The sequence below is a fragment of the Xanthomonas sp. SHU 199 genome (assembly GCF_000364665.1).
Taxonomy (GTDB): Bacteria; Pseudomonadota; Gammaproteobacteria; order Xanthomonadales; family Xanthomonadaceae; genus Xanthomonas_A; species Xanthomonas_A sontii.
Map to the genome: position 1 here is coordinate 1 of NZ_AQOI01000014.1, position 11,586 is coordinate 11,586.

Sequence of the window (11,586 nt, forward strand, 5' to 3'; positions counted from 1 at the left end):
TGGCAACCGCGGTCCGCGCGGCGGCTGAGAACGACGCCGGCGCCGTGCGCGCCGGCCCGCTCCGCACCCGACAGGGCGCCTGCGCAAGCGGCGCCCTGTTTTTTTATGGGGACGCTATCGATCACGGGGACGGCGCGCGCCGTCAGGCCGCGGCAGCCCCCTCACCCAGGTGGTGCGACGGCCCGCAGCGCGGCCGCCCGTGCACTCACGCGCCGGCAGGCGCGTTCTTGCAGTCCGCAAACCCCGCCGGGACCTGCCTGGCGGTCCACTTGCCCTGAGACGCTGTCGAAACGAGCAGCGCCGAGGTTGCGTCGTAGCTGGGGACCTGTGTCGCGCCGGGCCTGGCCAATCCCGTGTCATGGAAGCACAGACGCACGGACGTGGCATCGGCCGACAGCACCTCGAAGCGCATCATCCAGCCCTTGTCGGCCTCGAGCAGGCGCGCGCCATGGGCGGTTTTGGTGACATCCACGAAGCCATAGTCCGCGAACGTCGTCTTCCCCGGCAGACGGCGGGGGCCGACCGAGTTGGGGAAAGAGGTCAGATCAAGCAGCTGGATGACCGCGTCGACGACGCCTGCCTGCTGCGATACAACCGGAGACGACGCGCCGACGCCCAGCGCGAGAAGGCCAACAAGCATTCCGGAGGTCATGCGGACGATCTCGCGTGCGGAGGGAGTCGCGGATGATAAGCGCCGGGAACGCCGGCGCCCGATGGAGATTGCCGTGCGCGGTGGCCGCCGACCAAGCGGCGCCCGACAGCGTGTCGCAGGCTCGAACGACAGAGACGTGGCGACATCAGCCCACCCGCTGTCGCGCCGTTCGCCCTGCACGGGCGAAGCCGATATCCTGGCGCATCTGGCGGCCGCTGCGGGTGGCCGCCCTCACCGACCAGGAGTTCCCGATGACACGGAAGATGAAGATCGCCCTGCCGCTGCTGATCGCCGGCGTACTGAGCCTCGCCGCCTGCCAGAAGGCGCAGCAGAAGGCCCAGGAAGAGATCGCCGCGGCGCAGAACCCCTACCCGGCCAGCTCGCCGCTGCACGCGCCGTTCGATCGCATGCTGCGCAAGCTGGCCAACGACCCGCGCTACGTGGCGCTACTCAAGCAGAGCGGCCCGCAGGCGCAGCAGGCCGGCTTCCAACTGGCGCAGAACGGCATCGCGCGACTGGACCACGCCACGCTGGAACAGCGCCTGCAGATCCTGTCGCAGGTCAGCGACAAGGTCGACGTGCGGCAGTGCGCCGTGCTGGCGCGCGGCGGCAACCCCAACGATGCGCAGGCGCTGAGCGCGGCGATGCTGTCGGGCCTGGAAACGCTGCCGCAGGCGCAGATCGACCGCTGGTTCGAGGTCTCGCTGAAGGCCACCGACGCGGAGTTGAACAAGACCCCGGCGCAGCCGGTAAGCCAGGAGCAGATCCAGGCGGCGATGGGCACCCTGGTCAAGTCGCTGCCCGCCGACCAGCAGCAGCGCCTGATGCGGGTGCTGCCGGAGATCGCCAAGGCCAGCGACGAGGACGCCTGCTGGACGGCGCGGACCCTGTACCGCCAGGCGCTGGCGACGCCCGAGCCGGTACGCGGCCAGTTGGCCTGGGTGTTCGCGCAGCAGTAAGCGCGCGGCAGCGCGAAACGTGCCCTGGCGCAGGGCGCGGTTTGCCGGGTCGCAGCGCATCTCCGCCGCACGGCGGGCTTCCGGCCAAGTGGCCGAGAGAAACCTTCGACCAAAAAAATCCAGGCGCGCTGAGCCTGGATTTTTTTGCGTCGTCTCCGCCCTGGTTGCAACGCAGCGTCAGGGCGGAACGCAGCGCCTTACTTGCGGCGCTCGATCACGAAGTTGCCGACGTTGACGCCCAGATCGACGCCCTCGCCGGTGCCGGCCAGGGCCAGCGAGATATCGCCCTTGGTGACGACCTGCGCGGTGCTGGACTTGACCACGCCGGCATGCGCTTCGGCGGCGGCATAGGTGCCGAACAGATCGTTGAGGCTATAGGCGCCGGTGAAGGTGCCGCGGCCACCGACGATCTTCGACTTGCCGACCGTCAGGCCACCGCCCTTGCTGCTGATCTTGACCGGGATCACCGCGCCGTCGTTGCAGGTGATGGTGCCGGTGCCCTTGGCGGTCTTGTAGAACACCGACCAGCCCGACAGGTTGAAGGACAGCTTGCAATCGATGTTGCCGGCGGCCTGGGCCTGCGGCGCGAGCGCGGCCGCACCCAGCAGTGCGAACAGAGAGAGCGACTTGATCATGTGGGCATTCCGGGTGGGTGGACAAGGCGCGAGGGTAGCAATGGGTTTGTCGCGGCCGCGACAAGGTTGCGGGGTGTATCGCGCGCGCGTTCAGCAGGCATTTCCACTCGCGGCAGGGACGGCCGGCCCCGTACAGGCAGGAGGCGAGGCCCGCGCCAAACATCTCCAGCACTCGTCTGCGGCGGCTTGGCCTGACTGCCTCGATGCATTGTGGGCGTCAACGCGCATGCAGCGGCGACGTGCGAAGCACTTTCTGATGGCGTAATGCGTCGGGACTGAAGTCCCTCCCACAGTGCACCCGCCACGCTTGCCGCAACATGGTGTTGGATGGGCTCTTGCCGCCTTTTCGAAATCCGCCGCGACAGGGGTTACCGGGAAAGCCCGTCGCGGCTGAAGCGGCTCCTACGACAGGCGTCTTCGGAAATAGCACGATGAGCTTTCCGGCGTCACTGGAGCCGCAGGCTAGTCGTCCAGACTGAAGGCATCCGCATCGAGCATGGCCGGGAAGCGCGCGCGGTGCGCGGCCAGTGCGGCGGCGGAGATCGTGGTGGTGGCGACCTGTTCGCGCTCGCGGATCTCCAGTTGCGGCTGGCCGAGGAAATCGATCACCGCGCTGTCGCCGGCATAGTGCAGGTCGTTGCCGTCCACGCCGACGCGGTTGACCGCGGCCACGAAGCACAGGTTCTCGATCGCGCGCGCGCGCAGCAGCGTACGCCAGGCGTAGGCGCGCGCCGACGGCCAGTTGGCGACGAACAACTGCAGGTCGAAATCCAGCTGTCCCGGGCGCTCGACGTCGTAGCGGTTGCGGCAGAACACCGGGAAGCGCAGGTCGTAGCAGACCTGCGGATTGATCCGCCAGCCCTTCCACTCCACGCACAGGCGTTCGTGCCCGGCGGCGTAGCGCAGGTGTTCGTTGCCGTAGCGGAACAGATGACGCTTGTCGTAATGCTGCAACGCGCCGTCCGGCGTGGCCCACAGCAGGCGGTTGAACACCTTGGCCTCGCCATCGGCGCCGGGCACGCGCAACTGCACGCTGCCAGTCACCGCCGCGCCCAGCCGTGCCGCCTGCTCGCGGATCCACGCCACGGTCGGCCCGTCCATGTCCTCGGCCTGCGCCAGCGCATCGTTGGAGAAGCCGCTGGTGAAGGTCTCCGGCAGGATCACCAGGTCGGTGACGCCGGCCAGCGGCGCCAGCAGTTCGGCGTAATGCGCGCGGTTGCCGGCCGGATCGTGCCAGCGGGTGTCGCCCTGGACCAGCGAGATCCTCAAATCGTTCATAGCAGGGAATCGGGAAAGGGGAATAGGGAATGGGTAAAGGCTAAGCGCATCGGCGAGTTTTCACCATTCCCCATTCCCGAATCCCCATTCCCGGCGCTTACGCGCGCTACAGCGCGCGCAAGCGCTCGATCGCCGCATCCAGCGTCGCCTCGTTCTTGGCGAAGCACAGCCGCGCCAGGCGCTGGCCTGGCGGCGGATCCTGGTAGAACGGCGACAGCGGGATCGCCGCCACGCCCTTCTCGATGGTCAGCCACTTCACGAACTCGGTGTCGGGCAGGTCGCTGACCGCCGAATAGTCCACCAGCTGGAAGTAGCCGCCCGGCACCGGCAGCGGCGTCAGCCGGGTGCCCAGCAATTGTTCGCGGAAGCGATCGCGCTTGGCCTGGTAGAACGCGCCGAGCTGTTCGTCGTGCTCTGGCTCCTCGCGGATCATCGCGGCGAAGGCGTGCTGGGCCGGGCCGAAGCTGGCGAAGGTGTTGTACTGGTGGACCTTGCGGAACTCGGCGCTGAGCGCCGGCGGCGCGATCGCGTAGCCGATCTTCCAGCCGGTGCAGTGATAGGTCTTGCCGAAGCTGGAGACGACGAAGGCGCGCTCGCGCAGTTCCGGCCAGCGCAGCACCGACTCGTGGCGGCGGCCGTCGAACACGATGTGCTCGTAGACCTCGTCGGAGATCAGGAAGATGTCGCTGCCGCGCAGCAGCTCGGCCACCGCCTGCAGGTCGTCGGCGCCGAACATGGCCCCGGACGGGTTGTGCGGGCTGTTGAGCATCAGCAGGCGGGTGCGCGGGGTGATCGCCGCACGTACGCGCTCCCAGTCCACCGCGAACGTGTGCGGATCCAGCGGCACGTGCACCGCACGCGCGCCGGCCAGGTCGATCGCCGGCTCGTAGCTGTCGTAGGCCGGGTCCAGCACGATCACCTCCTCGCCCGGGCGCACCACGGCGTGGATGGCGTTGAACAGCGCCTCGGTGGCGCCGCTGGTGACGGTGACCTCGGTGTCGGCATCGACCTGGGCGCCGTAGCAGCGCAGCGCCTTCTCGGCGATCGCCTGGCGCAGCGCCGGCACGCCGGTCATCGGCGGGTACTGGTTGTGGCCGTCGCGCATCGCCCGGTCCAGCGCCTCGATCAGCCGCGGCGGCACCGGGAAATCGGGAAAGCCCTGGCCCAAGTTGACCGCGCCGTGCTCGGCGGCCAGTTGCGACATCACGGTGAAGATGGTGGTGCCCACCTTGGGCAGCTTGGTCTGCGGATGCATTGGGGGGATCTGCGGGCAGCGGGAAAACGCCGAGTGTACGCAAAGCCGCTTGCCGGCGATGCGCCATACACGCCGCCGCTCCACTGACGCAGCGCATGCGCATCGCCGCGTGTGGCCGCCGCCGGCATCCGCCGGACGCCCGCATGCCGATACAATGCGCGCCTTCCCTTGCCGCCCGCCGCCGCGCCATCCGCCGCGGCCTTCGCCGATGACCGATCCGCTGTACACCGCCCCACCGCTACTGGCCGCGCACGGGCTCACGTTCGCCCGCGACGACGCCGCGGTGTTCGGTCCGCTGGACTTCCACCTGGATGCCGGCGAAGCGCTGCTGGTGCAGGGCGACAACGGCGCTGGCAAGACCACCCTGCTGCGGGTGCTGGTCGGCCTGCTGCGCGCCGAGGCCGGGCGCATCGAGATCGACGGCCACCCGGTGCGGCGCGGCGACCGCGCCCGCTTCATGGCCTACCTGGGCCACCTCGGCGCGCTGAAGGCCGACCTGAGCACCCTGGAGAACCTGCACTACCTGTGCGGCCTGCAGGGGCGCCGGGCCAAGCAGATGCCCGGCAGCGCGCTGGCCATCGTCGGCCTGGCCGGCTACGAGGACACCCTGGTACGGCAATTGTCGGCCGGGCAGAAGAAGCGCCTGGCGCTGGCGCGGATGTGGCTGTCGCCGGCGCCGCTGTGGCTGCTCGACGAGCCCTACGCCAACCTCGACCTGGACGGCATCACCCTGGTCAACCGCATGATCGCCGCGCACCTGCGCAGCGGCGGCGCGGCCCTGGTCACCACCCATGGCGCCTACGCCGCCCCACCCGTGCGCACCCGCATGCTGACCTTGAGCGGAGTCGCCGCATGAGCCTGGCCACGCCCGTTCCCTCGTTGTGGCAGGCCACCCGTGCGCTGCTGCTGCGCGACCTGCGCCTGCTGTGGCGGCGTCGCGGCGACGCGCTGCAGCCGGCGCTGTTCGCCCTGCTGATCGTGGCCCTGTTCGCGCTGGCGCTGGGCAACCAGCCGCGCCTGCTCGGTGAGGTGGCCGGCGCCGCGCTATGGCTGGCGGTGCTGCTGGCCGGCCTGCTGGCCCTGGACAGCCTGTTCCGCAGCGACGCCGAGGACGGCTCGCTGGAGCAATGGCTGCTGGCGCCGGTGCCGCTGGCCTGGCTGGTGCTGGTGCGGGTGCTGCTGCACTGGGTCACCACCGCCTTGCCGCTGATCGTGGCCGCGCCGCTGCTCGGCGAATTGCTGCACCTGCCACATGACCGCATGCCGGTGCTGCTGGCATCGTTGGCGCTGGGGACCCCGCTGCTGAGCCTGCTCGGCGCGGTGGTCGCGGCGCTGACGGTGGGCATGAAGCGCGCCGGCATCCTGGTCGCGCTGCTGGCCCTGCCGCTGTACGTGCCGGTGCTGGTGTTCGGCGCCGGCAGCGTGGCGGCGGCGGCGCAGGGCCTGGATCCGGCCGGCGGCCTGCTGTTGCTGGCCGCGGGTCTGGTCGCGGGCCTGGTGCTGGCGCCGTTGGCGGCGGCCGCGGCGATCCGCATCTCGCTGAGCTGAGCCTTTTGGGGCAGCGCCGGCGCGACGGCGGTCGTACCATGCAAGCGCAGTGTTCCCTCGCCGTTCCGTCGTTGTCGCATCGAATGTTGTCGCATCGAAGCCCGCCTTCCGCCAGCTAGAATCGTCCGCATGGCCTCTCTCGTCCGCTGGTTCCACCAACTCGGTTCGCCGCCGACCTTCGATCGCTTCGCTGCGCGCTGGACGCCGTGGTGCTACCTGGCGGCGCTGCTGCTGGCCGGCGTGGGCATCTGGCAGGCCCTGTTCGTGGTCCCGGCCGACCGCCTGCAGAGCGACGCCTTCCGCATCCTCTACATCCATGTGCCCAGCGCCTGGATGAGCCTGTTCGTGTTCGGCCTGATGGCCGTGTACGCGGCCATCGCCCAGGTCTGGCGGATCAAGCTGTGCGAGATCCTGGCGATGGCCTGCGCGCCGATCGGCGCCGCCTTCACCCTGATCACCCTGCTGACCGGCAGCATCTGGGGCAAGCCGATGTGGGGCGCCTGGTGGGACTGGGACCCGCGCCTGACCACCGAGCTGATCCTGCTGTTCCTGTACATCGGCGTGATGGGCCTGTACCTGGCGATCGAGGACCGGCGCACCGCCGCACGCGCGGCCGGGCTGCTGGCCATCGTCGGCGTGGTGCTGCTGCCGGTGATCCGCTATTCGGTGGTGTGGTGGAACTCGCTGCACCAGGGCCAGACCATCCGCCTGTTCGGCCAGTCCAGCATGGACCCGAGCATGCTGCCGCCGCTGTGGCTGATGGTGGCCGCGACCAAGTTCTGGTTCGCCGGCTCGCTGCTGGCGCGCGCGCGCGCCGACAACCTGCGCCGCGAGGCCGGCAAGGACTGGGTGACGCAGCTGGCGGAGGCACGCGGATGAACTACCTGCCTTATGTGGTCGGTGCCTATGCGGTGTTCGCCGGGGTGCTGCTGGCCGATTTCGTGCTGGCGCGGCTGCAGGTGCGCAACGCGCTGCGGGCGGCACGGCTGCGCGCACAACGCAAGCGCCAGGCCAAGGCCGAACCAGCGCCGCCGCTGGAGCTGAGCCGATGAACCCGCAGCGCAAGCGCCGCCTGCTGTGGCTGATGCTGCTGGTGCTGGCCGCCGGCCTGACCACCACGCTGGTGGCGATGGCCCTGCAGCGCAATGCCGCCTACCTGTACACCCCGGCCGAAGTGCTGGCCGGCAAGACCGGCGCGCACGCGCGCTTCCGCCTCGGCGGCATGGTCGAGAAAGGCTCGTTCCAGCGCGCCCCGGGGTCGCTGGAGTCGCATTTCCGGGTCACCGACGGCGATGCGCAGCTGACCGTGCGCTACGACCGGATCCTGCCCGACCTGTTCCGCGAGGGCCAGGCGGTGGTGGCCACCGGCAGCATGCACGACGGCGTGTTCGTCGCCGAGGACGTGCTGGCCAAGCACGACGAGACCTACATGCCGAAGGAGCTGGCGGACAAGATGGGCAGCGCGCATCGCAAGCATGATGTGGGGGCGATGCAGTGAGGGGCGGGAATCGGGATTGGGGAATGGGGAATCGTCGAAGCAACAGCGCTGGCACGATCGTTGGGACCACCAAGCAGCGGCGACGGAACCCGGGGGGGCAGCCTTGCGCCATGTGCATCCCGCAATCCACTGCGCGTCCAGCCCTACCCGCCCGCGCGTTCCGCAAGCACCATGCTGCCTGAGGTCGGTCAGCTCCTGCTGATCCTCGCCCTGCTCACCGCCGTGCTGCAGGCGCTGCTGCCGCTGGCCGGCGCGCAGCGCGGCGATGCGCGCTGGATGGCGGTGGCACGGCCGGCGGCGTTCGCGCAGCTGGCCTTGGTGGCCGGCGCCTTCGCGATCCTCACCCATGCGTTCGTGACCCAGGACTTCTCGGTGGCCTACGTCGCCGAAAACTCCAACTCGCTGCTGCCGCTGGTGTACCGCTACTCGGCGGTGTGGGGCGCGCACGAGGGCTCGCTGCTGCTGTGGACGCTGATCCTGGCGCTGTGGACCGGCGCGGTGGCGCTGTACTCGCGGCGCCTGCCGGCGCACGTCGTCGCGCGGGTGATCGGTACCCTGGCGCTGGTCAGCGTCGGCTTCCTGGCGTTCCTGCTGTTCACCTCCAACCCGTTCGCGCGGCTGCTGCCGGCACCGCTGGAAGGGCGCGATCTCAATCCGCTGCTGCAGGATCCCGGCCTGGTGATCCATCCGCCGCTGCTGTACGCCGGCTACGTCGGCTTCGCGGTGCCGTTCGCCTTCGCCATCGCCGCGCTGCTGGACGGCCAGGTGGACGCGCGCTGGCTGCGCTGGACGCGGCCGTGGACCAACGTGGCCTGGGGTTTTCTGACCATCGGCATCGCCCTCGGCAGCTGGTGGGCGTACTACGAACTGGGCTGGGGCGGCTGGTGGTTCTGGGACCCGGTGGAGAACGCCAGCTTCATGCCGTGGCTGGCCGGCGCGGCGCTGCTGCATTCGCAGGCGGTCACCGAGAAACGCGGCAGCTTCGGCGCCTGGACCCTGTTGCTGGCGATCGCCGCGTTCTCGCTGTCGCTGCTCGGCACCTTCCTGGTGCGCTCGGGCGTGCTGACCAGCGTGCATTCCTTCGCCGCCGATCCGGCCCGCGGCCTGTTCATCCTGGTGTTCCTGAGCCTGCTGTGCGGCGGCGCGCTGCTGCTGTACGCGCTGCGCGGCGGCCGCGTGGCGGCGGCGGCCGACGAGGCGCGGCAGCGCTTCGCCCCGGCCTCGCGCGAGACCTTGCTACTGGCCAACAACCTGCTGCTGACCTGCGCCTGCGCGATGGTACTGCTGGGCACGCTGTATCCGCTGCTGGCCGATGCGCTGGACCTGGGCAAGCTGTCGGTGGGGCCGCCCTACTTCGGCACCTTGTTCATCGTGCTGATGGCGCCGCTGGTGGCGTTGCTGCCGTTCGGTCCGCTGACCCGCTGGCAGCGCGAACAGGCGTCGCGGCCGCTGGCGCTGCTGGCGCCGTGGGCGGGCCTGGCGCTGCTGGCCGGGGCGATCGGCTTCTTCCTGGCGCCGCAGGGTGCGTGGAAGACCGCCGCCGGCGTCGCCGCCGCGGCCTGGGTGCTGCTTGGCACCGCGCGCTTCGTATGGAGCCGGCGCCAGCTCAAGGGCAGCCGCTTCACCGCCGAGATGCTGGGCATGACCCTGGCGCACACCGGCATCGCCGTTTTTCTGGCCGGCGCGTTGCTGGTCGAGGCCCTGGAGCAACAGCGCGAAGTGGCGCTGGCGCCCGGACAGCACCTGGAGCTGGGCCGCTACCGTTTCGAGCTGCAGGGACTGGACCAGCGCAAGGGCCCCAACTACGTGGCCGAACGTGCGCAGGTGCAGGTGCTGCGCGACGATCGCCCGCTGGCGCTGCTGCACCCGGAAAAGCGTCTTTACGCCAGCGGCGGCCAGAACATGACCGAAGCCGGCATCCACCCCGGCCTGTTCGGCGACGTCTACGTCGCCCTCGGCGAGCCGCTGGGCGGCAACGCCTGGGCGATGCGCGTCCACGTCAAACCCTTCGTGCGCTGGATCTGGCTTGGCGCGGCGCTGATGGCGCTGGGCGGTTTCGTCACCGCCGCCGACCGGCGCTTCCGTCGTAGCCCGGAGACCCCCTGATGTCCGCTCCCGCTCCACGTCGCCTGCCGCTGCCCGCCATCCTGCTGGGTGCGCTGTTCTTCCTCGGCCTGCTGGCGTTGATGGTGTATGCGGTGCAGCGTTCCGGCAGCGCCGATCGCGACGCGCTGCCCTCGGCGCTGATCGGCAAGCCGGCGCCGGCGTTCGAACTGCCGCTGCTGCACGACGCTTCGATCCGCGTGCGCAGCAGCGAGTTGCTGGGCGCGCCGTACGTGCTCAACGTGTGGGGCAGCTGGTGCCCGGCCTGCCGCGAGGAACACCCGGTGCTGACCCGCTTCGCGCTCAGCAAGCGTGTGCGGGTGATCGGCTACGACTGGAAGGACACCCGCGAGGACGCGCTGCGCTGGCTGGAGCAGTTGGGCAATCCGTTCCTGGCGGTGCTGTTCGATCCCGAAGGGCGCACCGCGATCGACTGGGGCGTGGCCGCGGCGCCGGAGACCTTCCTGGTCGACGCGCGCGGCGTGGTGCGCTGGAAGCATGCCGGCCCGCTGACCGATGCGATCATCCGCGACGAACTGCTGCCGGCACTGGAGCAGGCCGAGCGCGACGCCCCGCCGACGCGCGCCCAGGGCAAGGCCACGCCATGAGCCAGCACCGCCGGCCTGCGCTGCGGCTGGGCCTGCTGGCGCTGCTGGCGTGGTCCACGCTGGCCGGCGCCGAACCGGTGTCCGATCCGACCCCGCTGGCCTACCGCTCCGCCGCCGAGGAGGCGCGCTTCCATGCGCTGACCGCGGAACTGCGCTGCGTGCAATGCCAGAACCAGTCGCTGGCCGACTCGCACGCGCAGATCGCCATGGACCTGCGCCGCGAAGTGCTGGAACTGATGCACCAGGGCAAATCGGATGCGCAGATCAAGCAGTTCCTGGTCGATCGCTACGGCGAGTTCGTGCTGTACCGGCCGCAACTGGAAGCGCGCACCTGGCTGCTGTGGTTCGGCCCCTTGCTGCTGCTGGCCGGCGGCGCCGTGGTGCTGATCCGGATGGTACGGCGGCGCGCGCCCGCGGCGACGGCGCTGCCGCTGCAGGACGAACAGGAATGGTGAGGCGATGCTGAGTTGGGGCATGTCGGCCGCGGCGGTGGCGCTGGCGGCGCTGGTGTTCGCGGTGGTGCTGTGGCCGCTGCGCAGCCGCGGCCGCAACGGCGCGGTGCTGGCGGTGGCGATCCTGGCGCTGGGCGTGGCGACGGCGGCGCTGTATGCGTTGGTCGGCACCCCGCGCGCGCTGCAGGCGCAGAACCGCGAGGCACCACGCACGCTCGAGGATGGCGTGAAGCAACTGCAGGCGGCGCTGGCGAAGGATCCCAACCGGGCCGACGGCTGGGCCTTGCTCGGCCGTAGCCAGATGTCGCTGGGCCATAACGCCGCGGCCGCGGCCGCATTCGCGCGTGCGGTGCGCCTGGCGCCGGAACAGGCGCCGTTGCTGATCGAGGCGGCCGAGGCGCGTGCGATGGCCAACCCGCAACGGCAGTTCGACGATCAGGCGCTGGCCTGGCTGCAGCACGCCCTGCAATTGGCGCCGGGCAGCGAACGCGGCGCCTGGTTCCTGGGCATCGCCCAGCGCCAGCGCGGCCAGGACGCCGCCGCCGCGGCCACCTGGGAAGCGCTGTTGCCGCGCGTGGACGCGGCCACCGCCGCGGCG

14 protein-coding genes are annotated in these 11,586 nt (G+C 70.5%); 10 read left to right on the forward strand and 4 right to left on the reverse strand.

Features of this window, described 5'->3' with window-relative positions:
* Positions 1-205 precede the first annotated feature (205 nt).
* The gene (locus tag D183_RS0100755) at positions 206-652 is read right to left on the reverse strand and encodes a hypothetical protein (RefSeq protein ID WP_017907300.1); all 447 of its coding nucleotides are present in this window, start codon (positions 650-652) and stop codon (positions 206-208) included.
* 263 nt (positions 653-915) lie between these two features.
* Here D183_RS0100755 and D183_RS0100760 point away from each other — a divergent pair, with 263 nt between their 5' ends.
* The gene (locus D183_RS0100760; RefSeq protein ID WP_039725769.1) at positions 916-1,611 is read left to right on the forward strand and encodes a hypothetical protein; all 696 of its coding nucleotides are present in this window, start codon (positions 916-918) and stop codon (positions 1,609-1,611) included.
* A gap of 197 nt (positions 1,612-1,808) precedes the next feature.
* On the opposite strand, the gene D183_RS0100765 is transcribed toward D183_RS0100760, so the two are convergent.
* The 3 genes from D183_RS0100765 to D183_RS0100775 form a co-directional block, all read right to left on the reverse strand.
* A complete protein-coding gene (locus D183_RS0100765; protein WP_017907302.1) occupies positions 1,809-2,246 on the reverse strand; it encodes a hypothetical protein in 438 nt (145 codons plus the stop codon).
* Positions 2,247-2,708: 462 nt separating this feature from the next.
* Positions 2,709-3,524: an amidohydrolase gene (locus D183_RS0100770; protein WP_017907303.1), complete on the reverse strand. Its 816-nt coding sequence runs from the start codon at positions 3,522-3,524 to the stop codon at positions 2,709-2,711.
* A gap of 106 nt (positions 3,525-3,630) precedes the next feature.
* The gene (locus D183_RS0100775; protein ID WP_017907304.1) at positions 3,631-4,779 is read right to left on the reverse strand and encodes a pyridoxal phosphate-dependent aminotransferase; all 1,149 of its coding nucleotides are present in this window, start codon (positions 4,777-4,779) and stop codon (positions 3,631-3,633) included.
* 208 nt (positions 4,780-4,987) lie between these two features.
* Here D183_RS0100775 and ccmA point away from each other — a divergent pair, with 208 nt between their 5' ends.
* The 9 genes from ccmA to D183_RS26700 form a co-directional block, all read left to right on the forward strand.
* The gene (gene ccmA, locus D183_RS0100780; protein ID WP_017907305.1) at positions 4,988-5,635 is read left to right on the forward strand and encodes a heme ABC exporter ATP-binding protein CcmA; all 648 of its coding nucleotides are present in this window, start codon (positions 4,988-4,990) and stop codon (positions 5,633-5,635) included.
* Complete coding sequence (gene ccmB / locus D183_RS0100785) at positions 5,632-6,327, forward strand: heme exporter protein CcmB (RefSeq protein ID WP_017907306.1); 696 nt, start codon at positions 5,632-5,634, stop codon at positions 6,325-6,327. Before ccmA ends, ccmB begins: the two co-directional genes overlap by 4 nt.
* A 129-nt stretch (positions 6,328-6,456) precedes the next feature.
* Positions 6,457-7,206, forward strand: coding sequence for a heme ABC transporter permease CcmC (gene ccmC / locus D183_RS0100790; protein ID WP_010343777.1), 750 nt, complete (start codon positions 6,457-6,459; stop codon positions 7,204-7,206).
* Entirely contained in the window at positions 7,203-7,379 is a 177-nt protein-coding gene (locus tag D183_RS0100795) for a heme exporter protein CcmD (RefSeq protein ID WP_010343776.1), read from the forward strand. The genes ccmC and D183_RS0100795 overlap by 4 nt, the downstream gene beginning before the upstream one ends.
* Entirely contained in the window at positions 7,376-7,825 is a 450-nt protein-coding gene (gene ccmE / locus D183_RS0100800) for a cytochrome c maturation protein CcmE (protein ID WP_017907307.1), read from the forward strand. The genes D183_RS0100795 and ccmE overlap by 4 nt, the downstream gene beginning before the upstream one ends.
* Before the next feature lie 171 nt (positions 7,826-7,996).
* Positions 7,997-9,931 (forward strand): heme lyase CcmF/NrfE family subunit, encoded by a 1,935-nt coding sequence (locus D183_RS0100805; protein WP_017907308.1) that lies wholly within the window; start codon positions 7,997-7,999, stop codon positions 9,929-9,931.
* Positions 9,931-10,536: a DsbE family thiol:disulfide interchange protein gene (locus D183_RS0100810; RefSeq protein WP_017907309.1), complete on the forward strand. Its 606-nt coding sequence runs from the start codon at positions 9,931-9,933 to the stop codon at positions 10,534-10,536. The genes D183_RS0100805 and D183_RS0100810 overlap by 1 nt, the downstream gene beginning before the upstream one ends.
* On the forward strand, positions 10,533-10,991 hold the full coding sequence (locus D183_RS0100815; protein ID WP_017907310.1) for a cytochrome c-type biogenesis protein: 459 nt from the start codon (positions 10,533-10,535) through the stop codon (positions 10,989-10,991). Before D183_RS0100810 ends, D183_RS0100815 begins: the two co-directional genes overlap by 4 nt.
* A 4-nt stretch (positions 10,992-10,995) precedes the next feature.
* On the forward strand, positions 10,996-11,586 hold a 591-nt coding region (locus tag D183_RS26700; protein WP_039725771.1), incomplete at its 3' end, for a TPR domain-containing protein.